Below are 18,485 nucleotides of genomic sequence, written 5' to 3' on the forward strand. Positions count from 1 at the left end.
ATTCGTGACCTCCCAACCTCGTGCGCACCCCGGTGCGATCACCGCTCGCGCCGCGGCGAAGATCAACCTGTACCTGGGCGTCGGCGAGGCGCGCGCCGACGGGTATCACGATCTGACCACGGTGTTCCAGGCGGTGTCGCTGTTCGACGACGTGACCGTGTCGCCGTCGACGGAACTCTCGGTGCGCACGTCCGGAGAGGGCGCGGCCGATGTCCCCGACGATCCGGCGCAGAACCTGGCGGCCCGTGCCGCGCGTCGCGTCGATCCGGATGCCCGCGTCGCCATCGAGATTGACAAGTCAATTCCGGTGGCCGGCGGGATGGCCGGTGGCAGCGCCGACGCGGCGGCGGCCCTGGTGGCGTGCACGCGGTTGCTGCGCGTCGACTGGGATCGGGCCGAGCTGATGGCTGCCGCGGCGGAGCTGGGCTCGGATGTCCCGTTCTCGGTGCACGGCGGGACCGCGCTGGGCGTCGGGCGAGGCGAACGGCTGTCCCCGGTCCTGTCGCGCGGCGAGTACCACTGGGTGATCGCGGTCGCCAAGTCCGGACTCTCCACGCCGACCGTCTTCGCCGAACTCGACCGGCTGCGCGCGAAAGCCGATCTCGACGATCCCGCGGTCGGGGAGCCGGAGGAACTCCTGCGCGCGCTGGCGTCCGGCGACGTCGAACGGGTCGCCGGTCTGCTGCACAACGACCTGCAGCCGGCGGCGCTGTCGCTGCAGCCCGTGCTGCGCCGCACGCTGCGCGCCGGCGCCGATGCGGGAGCGCTGGCCGGGATCGTGTCCGGATCGGGTCCTACCTGCGTATTCCTGTGTTCCGACGGGGATTCGGCTGTGCGCGTCGCGGCCGAACTGGCGGGTCGCGGCGTGGCGAAATCGGTCCGCACGGCACACGGGCCGGTGTCCGGCGCACATGTGCTGTGACCCGCGCAGGGGCTTCTGGGGTAACCCCGACTGATCGTTCGGTCATTGACGTAATGTGACGCGAATGCGAACGCTCACACTCTCCGTCGGCGCAGCCCTCGCCGTCGCCGGTTCTCTGCTGACCGCACCGCCCGCATCGTCGGCTCCCGCGACCGGGACGGTCCTGGCGCAGTCGGCGGTGCCGACGGCGAACCTGCCGTCGGGCGCCGCGCGCGGCGTGAAGGTGCTGTACGCGACCCGCGATCAGCGCGGACGTCCGGCGCAGAGCACGGGCGTCGTCTACTACCCGCGCGGCGCTGCTCCAGCGGGCGGCTGGAAGGTGGTTTCGTGGGCCCACGGCACCATCGGTATCTCCGCGAAGTGTGCGCCGAGCGGCCAGCCGGGAAAGCTGCACGACCGCGACCAGCCCGATATCGGTGCCGCGCTGCGGCGCGGGTACGTGGTGACCGCCAGTGACTACATCGGGCTGGGCAGCAACGGGACCGCCGAATACCTCGGTGGCCGGTCCGTCGCCTACAACGTGATCGACATGGTGCGCGCCGCCCGCCGGGTCGATCCGGCGATCGGCAAGCGCTGGGTGTCGCTGGGCCATTCGCAGGGCGGACACGCCGCCATCTGGGCCGCCCGGATGGCACCGCGATACGCTCCCGAACTGCCGATGCTCGGGACCGTCGCCATCGCGCCCGCCAACCAGATCGAAACCCTGATTCCGGCCCTCCAACGGCCGGGCGTGCCCAACCTCGGCTCGTTCAACGCGATGTACGGGTTCGGGCTCTACCTGATGAGCGGACTCGACCACGCGCGCCCGGGTATGCGCATCCTGGACTACCTGACGCCGCAGGGCCGCGCCTGGGTGGCCAGGGCCCGCGGTATGTGCGTCAAGGATCTGGCTCGGGCGCTGAAGCACGTGCTCCCCGGCGACCTGTACCGCCGATCGACCGATGATCCGCGCTTCCTCGCGGCCGTGCGCGACTACGCCGGTTATCCGGCGACGGGATGGCACGGCCGGATCCGGATCCAGCAGGGGCTCGCCGACGTCATCGTCTTCCCGGCGGGAACGGCACTGCTGTCGAGCCAGCTGCGCGCGGGCGGGGCCGACGCGTCGCTCGTCACCTACCCCGGCGCCGACCACATGGCGGTCCCCCGCCGGTCGATGCGGGACACCTACGCGACAGTGGCCGGCTATTTCCGCTAGGTCCGTGCGACGTTAGACGCCCGGCGCCTTGTCCCGCGTGGCGATGCGTGCGTGCGCGGCCGCGATGAACGGTCGCACGCGTTCCAGGAACGCCGAGGGGGCCGAGGCGAAGACGATGTGACCGGTGGGCAGCGCGACGAACTCGGCGCCGGGTATCACGCGGGTGGCCGTACGCCCCCACCGCGCCGCTGCGACGCGGTCGCGCGTGCCCCACACGACCAGCGTCGGCGCGGTGATCGTGCCGGCGCGTCGTCGCAGGTCGTGTTCGGGGTCGGCGAAGCTCCGCCACAGCGAGGTGAACGTCTCCAGACCGGCGTCGGTGCGGATTCGCGACAGTGCGCGGCTGGCGATCGCGCGATCCTCGTCAGAGGCCGCCCGCATGTAGGAGGACACGACCGCGGGGGCGAGCCGGCTGGCGATCGCCGGGCTGCCGAGGAGCCGGCACACGAGGTTGGAAAGTCGATCCTGCGGGGAGAAGCCGCCCGTGTTGACCAGCACCAGACCGGCGACGGCATCGGGCCGCTCGATGGCGAGCCGCGCTGCCGCGTAGCCGCCGACCGAGTTGCCGATGAACACCGCCGGCCCGATGTCGAGTGCGGTGACGATCTCGTCGAGGGCCTTTGCCAGCGATGGTGCGGTGACACCCGCTGCCGGGCCCGCGTCGCCGTGCCCCGGCCAGTCGACGGTGATCACCCGGTAGTCGGCGGCCAGCGGCCCGACGATCTGGTCGAAGTCGTGCCGGTCGTGCAGCGTTGCGTGCAGCAGCACCAGGGGTGGTCCGGACCCTCGGGAATCGTAGGCGGCACGGCCAGCGCTCGTCTCGATCGTCGTCATCGTTTCCTCCTATGACCGACCGGTCGGTCATATTGTTGCACGGCGGTTGTCGCGGCGGCAAGGGCGTTCCGCTCCGCGGATGGACGCGAAGTACAGTGGCGTCCATGTCTTTCGTCGCGTCCCCACGGATCAGGTGCATCGGGTGACCGCGGCCAATCCCGTCCTCATCAACGCCGAGAAGATCAGCAAGAGCTTCGGCATCAAGCCGCTGCTGGAATCGGTGAGCGTCGGCGTGCACGCCGGTCAGCGGATCGGCGTCGTCGGGCTCAACGGGGGAGGCAAGACGACGCTGCTCGAGATCCTCGCCGGCATCGTCGAACCCGATGACGGACGGGTGTCGCGCGCCAGCGACGCGCGTCTCGCAACGGTCACGCAGCGCGGCGAGCTGCCACCCGAGGCGACCGTGGCCGAGGTGGTCGTCGGCTCGCTGGGCGTCGCCGAACACGAATGGGCCGGTGACCCGCGCATCCGCGACGTGCTCTCGGGGATCGGCGTGGCCGGCCTGCTGGACCGCAGGACCTCGGAGCTGTCCGGCGGGCAGCGGCGGCGGGTCGCGCTGGCGGCCGCGCTGGTGTCCGACGCGAACGTGCTGATCCTCGACGAGCCGACCAACCATCTCGACATCGAGGGCGTCGAATGGCTCGCGGCGCATCTCGTCGCACGTGGCGACGCGGTGGTGGTCGTCACCCACGACCGCTGGTTCCTCGACACGGTCGCGCAACGGACGTGGGAGGTGCATTCGGGTCGGGTCGACGAGTACGAGGGTGGCTACAACGACTGGGTGTTCGCCCGGGCGGAGCGATCGCGGTTGGCCGACGCGGCCGAGGAACGTCGCCGCAATCTCGCCCGCAAGGAGCTGGCCTGGTTGCGTCGGGGACCGCCGGCGAGGACGTCGAAGCCCAAGTACCGCATCGACGCGGCGGAGCGGCTGATCGCCGATGTGCCGCCGCCGCGCGACACCGTCACGCTGTCGGCCTTTGCCAAACGGCGGTTGGGGCGCGTCGCCATCGAACTGGAGGATGCGCACCTGACGACTCCGCCGTCGGCCGACGGAACGTCGCAGGTGTTGCTCGACGGCCTGACGTGGCGGCTGGCCCCTGGTGAACGTATCGGCCTGGTCGGGGTGAACGGCTCGGGCAAGACGACCTTGCTGCGCGCCCTTGCGGGAGAGGTTCCGGTGTCGCCCGGTCGGCGGATCGAGGGCAAGACGGTGTCGATCGGATGGCTGCGGCAGGAACTCGACGATCTCGACCCCGACCAGCGCGTACTGGACACGGTGGAGTCCGTCGCGACGCGAATGATGGTGGGGGACAAGGAACTCTCGGCCAGTCAGCTCGCCGAACGGCTGGGATTCTCGCCCGCCCGCCAGCGCACCCCGGTGGGCGATCTGTCCGGAGGTGAGCGACGCCGGCTCCAGCTGACGCGCGTGCTGATGGCCGAGCCGAACGTACTGCTGCTCGACGAGCCGACCAACGACCTCGACATCGACACGCTGCAGCAGGTGGAGGATCTGCTCGACGGGTGGGCCGGGACGCTCGTCGTCATCAGCCACGACCGGTACCTCATCGAGCGGATCTGCGATTCCACCTGGGCGCTGTTCGGCGACGGCAAGCTGACCAACCTGCCGCGCGGGATCGAGCAGTATTTGGAGCGCCGAAAAGCGTTGGCGATTTCGGACGCCCGGCCGGCGAAGAGCGACCAGGCCAGCCCGCCTGCGCCGGTGAAGACGTCGGCCGCCGAGCACCGCGACGCGCGCAAGGCGATGGGGCGGCTCGAGCGCCAGATCGACAAGCTGGCGGCGCGCGAGGAACAGTTGCACGCCGATCTCGTCGACGCGGCCACCGACCCCGCGCGCCTGGTCGAACTCGACGCCGAGCTGAAGCGAGTCGTCAGCGAGAAGACGCAGGCCGAGGCCGACTGGTTGGCCGCCGCCGAACTGGCGGAGTAACCGCGCCCGGGTGGACGCTTCCGTCGGTGGTCGAGTGGCGGTGATCAGATGGAGCGGTTCCCCTTTGGGTGGTTGTGTGGCGGTGATCAGATGGAGCGGTTCCCCTTTGGGTGGTTGTGTGGCGGTGGTCAGATGGAGCGGTTCCCCTTTGGGTGGTCGAGTGAATCCCGAGCCTGCGAGGGATTTGTATCGAGACCCATCGCGAGCCGGCGTCGTCAGCGTTCCCGCCGACCCTCAGGCGAGACCGCGACCGATCTGCACGAGCCGCATCACGCGTTCGGCGGCGTCGCACAGGAACTCGGGCCCTCGGTCGATCGCGTCCTCCAGCGTCGTCGGGCCGGGCAGGATCGACGCGACTCCGCCGATCCCCGCGTCGTAGCTGACATCCGCATCGGGACCGATGGTGCCCGCAAGAGCGACGACCGGTTTGCCATACCCGGCGGCGACGCGGGCGACCTCGCCGGGGACCTTTCCACGCGTCGTCTGACCGTCGACAGACCCTTCCGCGGTGATGACGAGGTCGGCCCGTGAGATGGCCTCGTCGAGATGAACGCTGCCGATCATCACCTCGAAGCGCGGCAGCAGCCGTGCCCCCAATGCTGCGGCGAGTCCGGCGCCGAGCCCGCCCGACGCGCCGGAGCCGGGCACCGCGCGCAGGTCGACGTGCAGATCGCGTTCGAGGACTTTCGCCCAGCGCTCCATCGCGGCCGACAACTGCTCCACCTGGTCGGGCGTGGCGCCCTTCTGCGGTCCGAAGACGCGGGCGACACCGCTCTCACCGCACAGCACGTTGTAGGGGTTGACGGCGACGAGCACATCGACGCCGGCGATTCTCGGGTCCAGCCCGGAGACGTCGATCGATTCGACCTCGGACAGTGCCGCACCGCCGCGGCCGAGCTCGTCGCCCATGGCGTCGATGACGCGCACGCCCAGTGCCTGGAGCGCGCCGACTCCGCCGTCGCAGATCCCGGAGTCACCGCAGCCGACGAGGATCCGCGTGGCGCCGGCATCGAGTGCGGCCGAGATCAGCTGTCCCACACCGAAACTGGTGGTGACGGTCGGATCCCGGGAATCTCGCGGAACCAGCGAAAGGCCGGCGGCCGCCGCCATCTCGACCACGGCGGTGCGTGGTCCGGTTCCGCCGAAGAGCGCGAAGTGCGAGTCGACGGGAAGGCCGACCGGCCCGGTGACCGTGACCGGGACCAGCCGTCCACCGGTGGCCGCGGCCAGTGCCGCAGCCGACCCCTCGCCCCCGTCGACGAGCGGAATCTCGTCGACGACGACGTCGGGGAGCACGCGGCGGACGCCGGCGCCAGGAAGGCGTGGCGACGCCGGTCATCATCTTGACGGCTCGGGACACGATCAACGACACGGTCGCCGGTTTGGAAGGCGGCGCCGACGACTACATGACGAAGCCGTTCCGGTTCGAGGAACTCCTCGCGCGCGTGCGGTTGCGGCTGCGGTCCGGCGGTGTACCGCACGACGAGGGCGTGCTCGTGTCCGGCGCGGTGTCGCTCGACCTGCGGACGAGACGGGCCACCGCCGCTGGCGGGGTCGTCGACCTCACCGCCCGGGAGTTCCTGCTCCTCGAACTGTTCCTCCGGCATCCCGGCCAGGTGCTGACCCGCGAGCAGATCCTGTCCCACGTGTGGGGTTACGACTTCGACCCCGGGTCGAACATCGTCGACGTGTACGTCCGCGCGCTGCGCAAGAAGCTCGGCGCCGACAGCATCGGCACGGTGCGGGGAGTGGGGTATCGGCTCGGCTGAGCCGTGTCATACCTCGTCGTTCGGCACCCAGTCGAAGGTCGCGGGATCCGGACCGATGCGGCGGCCCTCGTCGAGGGTGTCGATCGCCGCGATGTCCGCCTCGTCCAGGCGCAGATCCTGCGCCTGGAAGTTCTCGCGGATCCGGGCGGCGCTCGAGGCCTTCGGGAACACGATGTCGCCGCGCTGGAGGTGCCAGGCCAGCACCACCTGGGAGACCGGCCTGCCAACGCGCTCGGCGATCGCGAGGAGCTTCGGATCGTCGAAGACCTGCCCCTGGGCGAGCGGCGACCATGCCTCGGTGGCGACGCCTAGTTGAGCGTCGAGCGCGCGTAGTTCGTTCTGGGCGAAGTAGGGATGCACCTCGATCTGATTCACCACCGGGACGACCGACCCCGCGTCCACGATGCGGCGCAGGTCCTCGGCGGTGAAGTTCGAGACGCCGATCGATCGCGCCTTGCCGGTACCGCGGATCTCTTCCATGGCGTGCCAGGTGTCGACGAAATCAATGTCGATCGTGGGCAGCGGCCAGTGAATGAGGAACAGGTCGACGTAGTCCAGGCCGAGCCGGTTGAGTGAATCGTCGATCGAGGCGATGGCCCGGTCGGGGGCGTGGTTGTTGTTGTTCAGCTTGGTCGTCACGTAGAGCTCGTCGCGCGCGATGCCGCTTTCGGCGATGGCCTGGCCGACGCCGTTCTCGTTGCCGTACATCTGCGCGGTGTCGATGTGGCGGTACCCGGCCTCGAGGGCTTCGGCGACCCGCGGCCGGGCGTCCTCGTCGGGGATCTGCCAGGTGCCGAAGCCGAACTGGGGGATGGTCGTTCCGTCGTTGAGGGTGATCGCAGTCATTCCTCAACCCTAGGTGTCGGGCCCGAAGTCTGCCGCCAGCAAGCGGTCGAGGCCGTCGGCGATCGGCGCGAGGTCGTCGCCGAGCACATCCCTGATCCGCTCGTTGAATCGCTTCATCTCCTCGCCGCCCGACGACAGTGCCGACGAGCCGGCCGGCGTGAGCGCCAGGCTCATGGCCCGATGTTCGCTGGGATTCGGTGTGCGCGTGACCAATCCGGCCGACTGGAGGCGGGCGAGCATCGTCATCGTGGCCGATTCGGTCTGCGCCAGGACGGAGGCGACGCGGCGCTGCGTGCATCCGGGCTCCTGGTCGATCACCATCAGAACCGCGAGTTGCGCGGTTGTCACACCTGCTGCTGCCGCGCTGGTGCGGTCGGCGGCGCGTTTGAGCCGGTGCGCGGCGCGCTGGAGCAGGAAATAGACCTTCGGGTCGCCGTCTGTCATGAAACGATCTTGACAATCAAGCGCTGCGGAGTCACCCTCACTTCATATACGAAGTGAGGTGGTGGACGATGGAGATCATTGATGTCTGGGCTCAGCATCCGACGCGGCGATTCATCGAGCAGCCCTTCTTGGCGACCTTGGCCAGGTGGACCGGGCAGGATTTCGCAGCGACCGAATTCCCCTACGAGCTGACCGCGAGTGCCATGACCGACGGCGGAGTCAGCCGGGCACTGCTCTCCGCGTGGGAGGGGCCCCAAGGCTCGCTCGTGGCCAACGACGAGGTCGCCGAGGCGATCGACGGTCTGGCCGGCGCAGAGCGGCCGGGTGCCTATCGCGGTCTCGCGTCGGTCGATATCCGGAACCCCGTCGCCGCCGTGCGGGAGATCAGGCGCTGCGTCGACGAACTGGGATTCGTCGGCGTGCGCATCGTGCCGTGGCTGTGGAATCTGCCGCCGAACGACCGTCGGTTCTACCCGGTTTACGTCGCCTGCGTCGAACTGGGAGTCCCGCTGTGCACCCAGATCGGGCACACCGGGCCGCTCTGCCCGTCTGAGCCCGGTCGGCCGATTCCCTACCTCGACGAGGTTCTGCTGGACTTTCCGGACCTCGTCGTCGTGGGCGGCCACGTCGGTTATCCGTGGATCGACGAGGTGCTGTCGCTGGCGCACAAGTATCCCAACTTCTACGTCGACACCTCGGCGTACGCGGTGCATCGATTGCCGGCGGCCCTCGTCGAGTACATGAGAGGAAGCGGCCGGTCGCGAGTCATGTTCGGGACGAACTGGCCGATGATGACGCCGGCGAGGGCGCTCGCGCGATTCGACGAACTGGGGCTCGACGACGAGGCGGCCGCGTTGTTCCTGGGCGGGAACGCCGCCCGCGTCTTCGGTCTCTGAAGGCACGGTCGGCGAGATTCTGGGCACGGTCGGCGAGATTCTGGGCACGGTCGGCGAGATATTGGGCACGGTCGGCGAGAAAGTGGGCACGGTCGGCGAGATATTGGGCACAGTCGCGGGATGATTGAGTGAACGAATGTACACTCAGTTCTCATGACCACAGTTGATCGCCGAGTCGGTGCTGTTGAGCGCCGCACCGAGGTTGTCGAACGCCGTGCCGAGGTTGTCGGACATCGCACCGAGGTTTTCGAACGTCGCACCGAGGTCGTGGAACGTCGCACCGAGGTGCGTGCGCTCTCCGAGCTCGGGCTGACCGAGCTCGGCAAGGCGTCGACCGGGATCCACGAGACCCACCGCGCCGTGTCCGATCGGATCTTCGGCGCCGTGCGCTGGGGCGTCGGTCCCGCGGTGGCCCCGGTCAAGGCCGTGCACGACGCCATCACCGACGGCGTCTACCTGGTCGTCGCCGAATCAATGGCCACCGCGGGCAAGGTCGGCGGACTGGCCGGCGACCTGCCGCTGAAGCGGTCGCCGTCGACGACGAAAGCGGGTGCGGCGATCATCGCCGCGCTCAACGGCCTCATCGGCGACGAACTCGACGCGCGCCAATCACCGCTCGCCGACCCGATGTCGGTCCGCGTCGGCGGACGGCCGGTCCCGCTGACCGGCGACGGCATCGCCGCGGCGTTCCCCGGGGCGACGGGCCGGATCGTCGTCGCGCTGCACGGCCTGGTCGAGACCGAGTACTCGTGGTCGATCGGTGAGGCGGAACCCTATGCCCCGCGACTCGCGCGCGAGGGCGTCACCACCGTCTTCCTCCGCTACAACACCGGGCGCCGCATCTCCACCAACGGCCGCGACCTCGCCGAACTGCTCGACGAACTCGTCCGCCGATGGCCGGTCCCGGTCGAGAGCATCGGCCTGCTCGGGCACTCGATGGGCGGTCTGGTCGCGCGCAGCGCGGCGCACTACGGGCGGCAGGCCGGTCACGGCTGGGTCGCCAAGGTGACCGCCAGCGTCTCGCTGGGCACCCCGCACCTCGGCGCTCCGCTGGAGAGCCTCGCGCACCACGGCAGTGCCGGGCTGATGCGCCTGCCCGAGACCAAGGCGTTCGGCCGGCTGCTGCGGCGCCGCAGCGGTGGTATCCGCGACCTGCGTGCCGGGTCGATCGTCGACGAGGACTGGACCGGCCGCGATCCCGACGACCTGGCCCGGGCCGCGGCGTCGGAGGTCGAACTGCTGCCCGGCGCCGAGCACTACTTCGTCTCGGCGACGGTCACCCGCAGTCCCCGGAATCCGCTGGCGCGGATCATCGGCGACGGCCTCGTGCTCCACCACAGTGCGAGCGGCGAGAACTCCACGCGGCGCATCGGCTTCGATCCGGCCAACGGGCTGCACCTGAACAAGTCGAACCACTTCACGCTGCTCAACGATCCGCGCGTCGCCGAACGGCTGGTCGCCTGGTTCGCGAATCCCGAGCGCGAAGTGCCGAGGCCCTGATCCACCGGGCGACACCTGCGCTCGGCACTTTCGAGTCAGCCGCCGAATAGCAGGTACAGCCCGGTGAACGTGTAGCCGACCATCAGCAGCATCAGCGCGAGCTGACCGGTCAGGTGGTGCCGGCGCGGAAGGATGCGCAGCGCCGCGTCGTGAGCGGCCACGACGGCCAGCAGGTGCCCGACGATGATGGCGGCGACGGCGGTGACCGACAGCGCCGTCGGGTGGTCGGTGAACGGCGTCCAGGTGGCGGGTTCGCTCAGTCCGAGCGCTCGCAGCCAGGCGTGCAGCGTCGCCTGCCCGTCCTCGACGAAGTACTTCGCGTAGTGCGCGATCAGATAGCCGACGGCAATCGGGATCAGCGTGTGCGCCATCTTGCCCGGGATCGCGAGGCGCTGGGTACGAGTCACCCCGCCGGTCGCCATCGTCGCCGCGCAGAACGTCGCCCCGACGAGCAGGATGAACCCGAGCATGATCGCGCTGCGAACCGCGACGCCGTCGGCGTCGTGGGTGGCCGACCAGGCGTCGAAGGCGGTGGAGCCCAGCAGCACGGCGATCACCGCGACGGCGCCGGGTCCGGTGGCGTAAGTCGAGAGTCCGCGCAACGGGTTGCGCAGCACCAGCTGGCGCGACGACGCGTCACGGGCGAGCGGGCTCATCGTCGCGATCACCGTGCTGTACACCTCGAACGGCTCGGCCTGGGCGAACCAGCGCGAGCCGAACACCACGGCGCCCGCCCCGGTGATCGCGAGATAGACCGCGCACCACCAGAAGACCGCGGCGAACCCCTTCTCGACGACCGCGAGTTCCAGCCAGACGAAGGCGAACAGCCCGATCGCGGCGGGCCATCGACCGAGCGCCCGCGGATAGTCGAGCAATCCTCGCTCGGGCGGGCGGCCCAGCGCCGCGCACGCCCAGCGATGCAGCGTGCGCACCGGTGAGAGGTAGCGGCCGACGGGGCCGAACAGCAGAGACGCCGGGACGAGTCCCACCCACAGCCAGATGAAGAACGTTCCGACGAGGGGATTCTCGTGCTCGTCGCGGGCGAGGAACCCCACCAGCAGTGACGCGACGGTCAAGATGACGCCGATGGCTCCGAGGAGTTCGCGCAGCCCCCGCGAGTCGGCGAATCGCGTCAACCGGGGGAGAACCGCGATGTGCTTATCCGGACTCAGCCGGGGGGTCTTCCAGGCGAAGGCCAGGACCAGGAAGGAGATGGCCAGCGCCCAGGAGCCGCCGATGAGCGCGTACGTGATGTCGACCGGGAACGCGGCCGCCTCACCGGTCCCGTGTGCGAGAACGATCGTCATCGCGGGCCGGTGTCCTCGTCGCCGTCGAGGAATTCGTCGTCGGCCAGGAAGGCCTCTTCCTCGTCATCGTGGTCGTCGCGCCGACGGTCGCGCACGACCATCGCCACGATCACTCCGACGACGATGAACGCCGGGACGAAGGCGGGCACCGCGGTGATCAGTGGGTGATCGGCCAGGTAGACAGTCGTCATGCCCGGCCGCTACGCGTCGACGGATTCCGGCTCGGACGTGCCGGCCGCCTTGCGCTTGCCCTGGAACTTCAGCGGAGCCTGGTCCTCCCGAGGGAAGTAGGCCGCGTTGATGCGCGCCGCGCCCCAGCTGAGAATCCAGACCAAGGCGATCGTCATCGCCGCGACGAGCCAGGTGGCGGCCGAGAACAGCCAATCCGGATGGTCGAACTTGCGCTCCCGCTGCAGCACCTCGATCTCACGTCCGAACGGACGGACGATGTGCGGTGTCGCACTCACCTCGGGAGCGCCGATGCCGGGGTCGGCGGCCATGAAGACCGGGATGGCCGTCATGGTCTTGCCGTCCTGCACGCGCAGCACCGTCTTCCAGGTGCCGTCGACGGGCACCGGCTTGGTGGACCGGTATTGGCCGGGCCCGACCTTCTCCAGACGGTCGATGACCAGGCCGCGCAACGTGTCGCCGCCGCCCTGCCAGGCGAGGATGGTGACCCAGTCGGGGTCGTCGCTGACCAGGGTGGCCGGCTGGATCTGCACGTCGGCGGTCACCATGCGGAAACCGTCGACCTTCGGCGCCTCGGTGAGGTGGATGGTCGCCGATGCGTTCTGCGGCACGTTAATGCTCAGGCTCCACAACGCCGAGCCGGCGATGACGAGGATCATCGCGACGACGATGGAGCGTCGCACGGCCGGGCGGGGCAGCGGCCGCGGTTGCAGCGCGCGGACGAAGAGCCCGGCGGTGAGACCGACGGCGACACCGACCGGAATGCCGACCGCGAGCAACGACGGCCACAGGCTCGACGGCCACGGGATGACGAACATCGACCCGACCCACAGCGACTCGCCATAGACGCCGACGGTTGCGCCGGCCAATCCGGCGACGGCGCCGAACGCGAGGGCGTTCTCCCGCAGGCGGGGGATCAGCGCCAGCAGCTCGACGACGACGGCGATGGCGAGGTAGAGCGGGAAGGTGTTGGTCGGCTCGCCCAGGATGGGGCCGACGAAGACCGCGACGATGGTGCGGATGAGCGCGGCGAAGGCCACGGCGATGAACGTCGCACCCACGCCGGCCCAGAGGCGGGCGACGACGCAGCCGAAGACACCGGCCGCGATGATGAGCATCGGCTGGAAGACGAGGCGGAACTGCTCGACGCCGAAGTCGAACTCCACCTGGAACACCGAAAGGCCGATGAGCAGCCCGCCGCAGGCGATGCCCTGGGCCACCTTCGTCATGAACGGGCCCGAGATCCACGCGGGGATCTGCCAGCCGAACAGTTTCGCGGGCTCGCCGGTCGGCACCTGGTTGCGTTGCTTGCTCCGGGTAGCGGCCAGGTAGCCCTCGTGCATGAGGAGGATGACGGCGATCAGGGAGAAGCCGGCACCGCCGATCAGCATGAGATGCGTCGGACCCCACAGCGTGACGTCCTGGCCGAAGATGCGGTGCCAGATGTCGTCGAGCGGGAACCCGACCAGGGCGTAGACGCCGCAGGCGGCCAGCAGGATGCCGGCGGTCGGGCTGTACCAGTCACGGGTGATCCGGACCGCGGCCATGCCCGGTTTGGCGACGGAGCGGTCGTCGTTGCGCGGCAGGATCATCGCCAGCGCGCCCGCGATGAACAGGAAGAACAGGCCGACGAGGATGAAGTAGTGCGCCGGGTTGGCCAGCGGTCCGTCGTCGCGACCGCGACCGATGTGCAGGCTGACATCCCAGATGAAGCCGAGGAAGGCGGTCAGGATGGTGGTCACGAAGAGGAACAACGGGATCACCGACCAGGTCGGGCGCTCGCCGATGCGGCCGAGCCAGCCGGCCCAGTTCTGCAGCCAGTCCGACTTGTAGGTGCGGTGCCGGTACGCGATCCACAACAGCACGACCGAGATGACGGCGGTCGCGGCGGTCATGGCGAAGACTTGGTCCAATGCTGCGCCGCCGCCCTCGTCGGCGGCAAGGTTCGCCGCCTGGGCGATCGCCGTGTTCATCTCGGTAGTCTGCATTGGCAGAGTATGGCACGCGGCCGACTCGTATGACAATGAGCATTGTAAAGGTCCGTTGGCCGTCACTGACGTCAACGCGTCGCTACGCATCGGAAGGCCTATGCCGCATGGTCGGTAGGGTGTGCTCCATGTCTTCCATCATGACCTCGGTCGCCAACGGTGTAGGCGAAATCGTGCTGAATCGTCCGAAAGCCCTCAACGCCCTCGACCAAGCGATGATCGACGACATGACTCCCGTGCTGCGGGACTGGGCCGACGATCCCGCCGTCGAGACGGTGCTGGTCACCTCGGGCATCGACCGGGCCTTCTGCGCCGGCGGAGACATCCGCGCGATCCGCGAGGCGGCCCTGGCCGGCGACGACGCGGCGATCACGCGCTACTTCAGCTCGGAGTACAAGCTCGACCAGCTCATCGCGAACTACCCGAAGCCATACATCGCCCTGATCGACGGCGCGGCCATGGGCGGCGGACTGGGCATCAGCGTTCACGGCGAGGTGCGGGTGGTGACCGAGAAGGCGCTCATCGCCATGCCGGAAACGGCGATCGGCTTCTTCCCCGACATCGGATCGACCTACTTCCTGCCGCGCTTGCCGGTCGGTGTGGGCATGTGGCTGGGCCTCACCGGTGCGCGCATCCGCGGCACCCAGGCGGTCGACGTCGGGCTGGCCACGCACTCGGTGTCGTCGGCGTCGGTCGGCGACCTGGCCGCGGCGATCCGCGCCGGGACGCCGCTGGGCGAGGCGCTCTCGGCCGCCGAGCCGGCCCCGCCCGCAGAGGACCTGCCGCTGCGTGCCGTCGCCGACTACTTCGGGGGCGACAACCCGGTGCCGGCGATCGTCGGCGGTCTGCGCGGCGGCGACGAATGGGCCAAGGCGATGGCCGAACTGATCGACAACTGCTCGCCGACGAGCCTGTTCGTGACGGCTGAGATGATCGCGCGCGGGGCCCAGAGTTCTCTCGACGAGTGCTTCGACCGCGAGCTGCACGCCGCCGAACAGATCACCGCGACCCCCGACTTCGCCGAAGGCGTGCGCGCGGTCCTCGTCGACAAGGACCGCGACCCGTCCTTCTCCCCGGCGTCGATCGACGACGTCGACCCGGCCGTGGTCCGGCGCATCGTCGGCGACAGCTGAGTGCGCGTCAGGGTTTGACCTCGAACCATCCCGAGATGTGCGTCGCGTCGGGGTTCGCCGGTGCCGGCGGCGCGGGCCGCCCCGGAGCGGGTGGCGCCGGCTGACCGGGAGCGGGTGGCGCCGGCTGACCGGGAGCGGGTGGCGCCGGCTGACCGGGGGCAGGCGGTCCGGGCCGTTGCGGCGGAGGCGGCGGATCTTCGGCCTCGTCGTCGGGATTGCGGTTGGCGTCATTGGGGGCGAGCGGGTTCTCCCGCATCGGGATCGCGCTTGGGCACGCGAAGTGCCCGGCGGCCCGGGTCGGGGACATCGCGACGATCTTGAGCGGACACCCGGTCGCCAGGTAGTACTTGCCGCCCAGCGAGACACCGATGTCGGCGGGGATCGTCTCGACCAGCGGACCGACGCGGGGCTTCTCCTGCCCGATCGGGGGCAACACCCCGCCGGTCAGTGCGACCGCCGGGAAAGATATCTGTCCGCCCTCGGTCCCGGTGCCGCGGAAGGTGAACAGCAGGCCGTCGGGCGGAACCTCGGGGGAGGCCGGACCCCACCGTGTCAGTGACACGCATTCGTCGGTGTCCGAGCTCGGCGCTTCCGGGCCCTTAGTCACCGGGACCACGGCCCCGCCGTGCCGTGGACTGTGGTGTGCGGGCGGGTAATTGGGGTACTGGGGTGCGAGCGGCGGGTATTGCGGCGCCGGCGGTGCCTGCGGTGCGGGCGGATACTGCGGGGCAGGCGGAACCTGCGGCGCGGGCGGGTACTGGGGGGCTGGCGCCGGGGGCGGCAGCACGTTCGGCGGCGGGGCGGGCGGCGCGACCGGACCCGCTGGCGGCGGTGAACTCGGCGTCGGCTTGGGCTTGGCGCTGCGGTCCTTCGGAATGGCGACGAGCATGGATCCGCGGCTGAAAGTGAGGCGCGAACCGGACCGGTAGATCCGGCCGTCGCCGGGGATCTCCTGGCATTCGTGCATGGCGACGCGCGGTGAGCCCGCGTTGGCCGCCGACGGCGCGGAACTGGGCGCCGACGCGTTCTCGTCGGATGAACACGCGGCCACCGTGACGAGCAGCGCGACGGTCAACGCGCCGAGCGCGATCCGAGTCCTGCGCATCAGTCCGCCGCCGCGACGAGGGGTTCGAGGGTCAAGTCGGGATGCTCCTTCTCGATGAACTGCAGCCGCCACTTGTCGCTGAACAACGCGAGCAGCGCGCCGTCGGTGCGGGTGAAGACCTCCACGCCGCGCTGACGGTCGAGTTCGGCCGAACTCACGTCGTCGGTGCGCCGCGCCAGCGAGTAGCCGAGCGGTTCGAGGTCGGTCTCGACGGTGAATTCCGCGAGCATGCGGGCCGTGACGACCTCGAACTGCATCGGTCCGACCGCGGCGAGCACGGGCGACGCGTCGCCGCGCGTGTCGTTGCGCAAGACCTGGACGACGCCCTCCGATTCGAGCTGGTCCATCGCCTTGCGGAACTGTTTGTACTTGCCCGCAGTGCGCGCGCGCAGTGTCGCGAAGTGCTCGGGGGCGAAGGAGCCGATCGGTGGGAACTCGACGCGCGGTCCGTCGAACAGGGTATCGCCGGGGGCGAGGGCGGTCGCGTTGACCAACCCCACGACATCGCCGGGGTAGGCGGTGTCGACCGTGGACCGGTCGCGCCCGAACACCGCCTGCGCGTACTTCGTCGCGAAGGGCCGTCCGGTCTGGGCGTGAGTCACGACCATGCCGCGCTCGAATTCGCCGGAGACGATGCGCATGTAGGCGAGCCGGTCGCGATGACTGGAATCCATGCCCGCCTGCACCTTGAACACGACCGCGGAGAACGGATCGGTGACGTCACGGACGTTCCCGTCGACATCCTCGCGCCCGGCGGGCGGCGGGGCGAGTTCGACGAGCGCTTCGAGCAGCTGGCGGACGCCGAAGTTCAGCATCGCCGAGGTGAAGATCATCGGCGAGGTCTCCCCGGCGAGGAACAGCTCCTGGTCGTGGTCCTGCCCCATCTCGCTCAGCAGCTCGCTCTCCTCGACCGCCGCGGTCCAGGCGTCGCCCTCGATCCCGGCCGCGGCCCCGGCGTCGAGCAATTCCTCCGGCGCGATCTTGGCGCCGCCCGCCGTGCGGGAGAACTTGACGTAGGAGCCGCTGCGCCGGTCATAGAGGCCGCGGAAGTCTCCGGCGATGCCCACCGGGACGTACAGCGGGGTCGGGGTGAGCCCGATGCGCTCGGAGATCTCGTCGATCAGCTCCAGCGGGGCCTGCCCGGGCCGGTCCCACTTGTTGACGACGGTGATGACCGGGATGCCGCGGTGGCGACACACCTGGAAGAGCTTGAGGGTCTGCGGCTCCAGTCCCTTCGCCGCGTCGATGAGCATGACCGCGGCGTCGACGGCGGTCAGGACGCGGTAGGTGTCCTCGGAGAAATCGGCGTGCCCCGGGGTGTCGACGAGGTTGATGACGTGGGGCTCGACGTCGCCGGGATCGTCGTTGGCCAGCCCGGTCGGCGTGTAGTTGAACTGCAGCGCCGTCGAACTCACCGAGATGCCGCGCGCCTTCTCCATCTCCATCCAGTCCGAGACGGTCGCCTTGCGGCCCGCTTTGCCGTGTACCGCGCCGGCCTCGCTGATCATCCGCGCGTGCAACGCCAGCGCCTCGGTCATCGTGGACTTGCCCGCGTCGGGGTGGGAGATGATCGCGAAGGTGCGCCGCCGACGAACCTCGCGCGCAACGGTGTCGGGGCTAGAACTCACTCATCGAGAATAGCCGCCGCCGTACGGCGGGGGCCGCGCTGGCCCGGCGCGGAAGGACGCGGTGCCGGAGGTCAATCGGCCGCATGCAGGCGGCGCAGGTAGTAGAGCATCACCAGCGACGCGAGCGGCATGGTGATGAGCAGGCCGACCATGACGACGATGGTGCCGAGGATCAACGCGGCGATGATTACCAGCACGACGGCGATCGTGGCGAGGGGATGGGCCACGACGAGCAATGTCGACCGGCGTAGAGCGTCAAACCCGGTGGCGCCCTCATCGGCGGCGATCAACGTCGACCACAGGAACAGCACACTGAAGACCACAGACACGACGAGCGGGACGTTGCTGTTGTCGAACAGTGCGAGCGGTCCGTCCACGGTCCCGAAGAGCAGGTCGGCGAGAAAGACCACGGCCGTGATCGTGACCGAGATGACCAACTGCGCGGGGAGCGAGGGGAAGCGGAAGAAGTCGGCAAATCGCACGTCCTCCCGGTCGGCCAGGGTCAGGAGTCCGTTCCAGCATCCGGCGGCCAGGAACGCCAGTGGGAGGGCGAGGATAGGGCCGAGATAGGCGGAGAAGGCGTCCGTTTCGGCAGTGTCCTCGAAGTCGGTCCCGGCAGCGGCGGCGGCGATCATGCTCACCGCGATGATGGCGACGAGCGCGGCCCCCCAGGCCAACACGGCGAGCAGCACCGGTCCTGGGCGCCGCCACAGCGTGCGCCAGGACCAGGTGATCGCGCCGGGCAGGATCGCCCCGCCCCTGGGTTGCGTCATCGTCGGTG

General features: G+C 69.7%; 16 protein-coding genes and 1 pseudogene. 7 read left to right on the top strand and 10 right to left on the bottom strand.

Annotation, left to right across the window (positions count from 1 at the left end):
* Positions 1-4 precede the first annotated feature (4 nt).
* Positions 5-922 (top strand): 4-(cytidine 5'-diphospho)-2-C-methyl-D-erythritol kinase, encoded by a 918-nt coding sequence (locus tag GOARA_RS15480; RefSeq protein ID WP_007323351.1) that lies wholly within the window; start codon positions 5-7, stop codon positions 920-922.
* A gap of 64 nt (positions 923-986) precedes the next feature.
* On the top strand, positions 987-2,117 hold the full coding sequence (locus GOARA_RS15485) for a lipase family protein (protein WP_007323352.1): 1,131 nt from the start codon (positions 987-989) through the stop codon (positions 2,115-2,117).
* A 12-nt stretch (positions 2,118-2,129) separates the two neighbouring features.
* Here the strand turns inward: GOARA_RS15485 and GOARA_RS15490 are convergent, their stop codons facing one another.
* Positions 2,130-2,951, bottom strand: a complete 822-nt coding sequence (locus GOARA_RS15490; RefSeq protein WP_007323353.1) for an alpha/beta fold hydrolase — start codon at positions 2,949-2,951, stop codon at positions 2,130-2,132.
* Positions 2,952-3,093: 142 nt separating this feature from the next.
* Between GOARA_RS15490 and GOARA_RS15495 the strand changes: the two genes are divergently transcribed.
* Entirely contained in the window at positions 3,094-4,899 is a 1,806-nt protein-coding gene (locus GOARA_RS15495; protein WP_040523679.1) for an ABC-F family ATP-binding cassette domain-containing protein, read from the top strand.
* 234 nt (positions 4,900-5,133) lie between these two features.
* Here GOARA_RS15495 and GOARA_RS15500 read toward each other — a convergent pair whose 3' ends face one another.
* Positions 5,134-6,195 carry a glycerate kinase family protein gene (locus GOARA_RS15500; RefSeq protein ID WP_007323355.1) on the bottom strand — a complete coding sequence of 354 codons (1,062 nt, stop codon included), beginning with the start codon at positions 6,193-6,195 and terminating at the stop codon, positions 5,134-5,136.
* Between the two features lie 14 nt (positions 6,196-6,209).
* Between GOARA_RS15500 and GOARA_RS15505 the strand changes: the two are divergent.
* A pseudogene (locus tag GOARA_RS15505) lies at positions 6,210-6,668 on the top strand (response regulator transcription factor); the annotation flags it as partial.
* A 6-nt stretch (positions 6,669-6,674) separates the two neighbouring features.
* On the opposite strand, the gene GOARA_RS15510 reads toward GOARA_RS15505, so the two are convergent.
* Entirely contained in the window at positions 6,675-7,514 is an 840-nt protein-coding gene (locus GOARA_RS15510; RefSeq protein WP_007323357.1) for an aldo/keto reductase, read from the bottom strand.
* Between the two features lie 9 nt (positions 7,515-7,523).
* Complete coding sequence (locus GOARA_RS15515; protein WP_007323358.1) at positions 7,524-7,958, bottom strand: MarR family winged helix-turn-helix transcriptional regulator; 435 nt, start codon at positions 7,956-7,958, stop codon at positions 7,524-7,526.
* 68 nt (positions 7,959-8,026) lie between these two features.
* Between GOARA_RS15515 and GOARA_RS15520 the strand changes: the two genes are divergently transcribed.
* On the top strand, positions 8,027-8,854 hold the full coding sequence (locus tag GOARA_RS15520; RefSeq protein WP_007323359.1) for an amidohydrolase family protein: 828 nt from the start codon (positions 8,027-8,029) through the stop codon (positions 8,852-8,854).
* Positions 8,855-9,121: 267 nt separating this feature from the next.
* Positions 9,122-10,354 (top strand): esterase/lipase family protein, encoded by a 1,233-nt coding sequence (locus tag GOARA_RS15525; protein WP_007323360.1) that lies wholly within the window; start codon positions 9,122-9,124, stop codon positions 10,352-10,354.
* A gap of 35 nt (positions 10,355-10,389) precedes the next feature.
* Here GOARA_RS15525 and GOARA_RS15530 read toward each other — a convergent pair whose 3' ends face one another.
* From GOARA_RS15530 to GOARA_RS15540, 3 genes are read right to left on the bottom strand one after another with little or no spacing between them, the layout of a single operon-like run.
* On the bottom strand, positions 10,390-11,661 hold the full coding sequence (locus GOARA_RS15530) for a hypothetical protein (RefSeq protein ID WP_007323361.1): 1,272 nt from the start codon (positions 11,659-11,661) through the stop codon (positions 10,390-10,392).
* Positions 11,658-11,852: a hypothetical protein gene (locus GOARA_RS15535; RefSeq protein WP_007323362.1), complete on the bottom strand. Its 195-nt coding sequence runs from the start codon at positions 11,850-11,852 to the stop codon at positions 11,658-11,660. Before GOARA_RS15535 ends, GOARA_RS15530 begins: the two co-directional genes overlap by 4 nt.
* 9 nt (positions 11,853-11,861) lie before the next feature.
* A complete protein-coding gene (locus tag GOARA_RS15540) occupies positions 11,862-13,838 on the bottom strand; it encodes a hypothetical protein (RefSeq protein ID WP_245548439.1) in 1,977 nt (658 codons plus the stop codon).
* 128 nt (positions 13,839-13,966) lie between these two features.
* Here GOARA_RS15540 and GOARA_RS15545 point away from each other — a divergent pair, with 128 nt between their 5' ends.
* A complete protein-coding gene (locus tag GOARA_RS15545; RefSeq protein ID WP_007323364.1) occupies positions 13,967-14,971 on the top strand; it encodes an enoyl-CoA hydratase/isomerase family protein in 1,005 nt (334 codons plus the stop codon).
* A 7-nt stretch (positions 14,972-14,978) separates the two neighbouring features.
* On the opposite strand, the gene GOARA_RS20285 is transcribed toward GOARA_RS15545, so the two are convergent.
* From GOARA_RS20285 to GOARA_RS15560, 3 genes are all read right to left on the bottom strand, one after another.
* Positions 14,979-16,076 (bottom strand): hypothetical protein, encoded by a 1,098-nt coding sequence (locus GOARA_RS20285; RefSeq protein WP_007323365.1) that lies wholly within the window; start codon positions 16,074-16,076, stop codon positions 14,979-14,981.
* Positions 16,076-17,704: a peptide chain release factor 3 gene (locus GOARA_RS15555; RefSeq protein ID WP_007323366.1), complete on the bottom strand. Its 1,629-nt coding sequence runs from the start codon at positions 17,702-17,704 to the stop codon at positions 16,076-16,078. Before GOARA_RS15555 ends, GOARA_RS20285 begins: the two co-directional genes overlap by 1 nt.
* 71 nt (positions 17,705-17,775) lie before the next feature.
* Positions 17,776-18,477 carry a hypothetical protein gene (locus tag GOARA_RS15560; RefSeq protein WP_007323367.1) on the bottom strand — a complete coding sequence of 234 codons (702 nt, stop codon included), beginning with the start codon at positions 18,475-18,477 and terminating at the stop codon, positions 17,776-17,778.
* Positions 18,478-18,485 lie beyond the last annotated feature (8 nt).

Source organism: Gordonia araii NBRC 100433, assembly GCF_000241265.1.
In the GTDB taxonomy this organism is placed as follows: domain Bacteria; phylum Actinomycetota; class Actinomycetes; order Mycobacteriales; family Mycobacteriaceae; genus Gordonia; species Gordonia araii.

Coding starts and splice junctions, on each gene's coding strand:
- GOARA_RS15515 (WP_007323358.1), bottom strand. CDS start 7,958: ATGACAGACGGCGACCCGAAGGTCTATTTCCTGCTCCAGCGCGCCGCG.
- GOARA_RS15530 (WP_007323361.1), bottom strand. CDS start 11,661: ATGACGATCGTTCTCGCACACGGGACCGGTGAGGCGGCCGCGTTCCCG.
- GOARA_RS15510 (WP_007323357.1), bottom strand. CDS start 7,514: ATGACTGCGATCACCCTCAACGACGGAACGACCATCCCCCAGTTCGGC.
- GOARA_RS15560 (WP_007323367.1), bottom strand. CDS start 18,477: ATGACGCAACCCAGGGGCGGGGCGATCCTGCCCGGCGCGATCACCTGG.
- GOARA_RS15535 (WP_007323362.1), bottom strand. CDS start 11,852: ATGACGACTGTCTACCTGGCCGATCACCCACTGATCACCGCGGTGCCC.
- GOARA_RS15485 (WP_007323352.1), top strand. CDS start 987: ATGCGAACGCTCACACTCTCCGTCGGCGCAGCCCTCGCCGTCGCCGGT.
- GOARA_RS20285 (WP_007323365.1), bottom strand. CDS start 16,076: ATGCGCAGGACTCGGATCGCGCTCGGCGCGTTGACCGTCGCGCTGCTC.
- GOARA_RS15545 (WP_007323364.1), top strand. CDS start 13,967: ATGTCTTCCATCATGACCTCGGTCGCCAACGGTGTAGGCGAAATCGTG.
- GOARA_RS15540 (WP_245548439.1), bottom strand. CDS start 13,838: ATGCAGACTACCGAGATGAACACGGCGATCGCCCAGGCGGCGAACCTT.
- GOARA_RS15490 (WP_007323353.1), bottom strand. CDS start 2,951: ATGACGACGATCGAGACGAGCGCTGGCCGTGCCGCCTACGATTCCCGA.
- GOARA_RS15520 (WP_007323359.1), top strand. CDS start 8,027: ATGGAGATCATTGATGTCTGGGCTCAGCATCCGACGCGGCGATTCATC.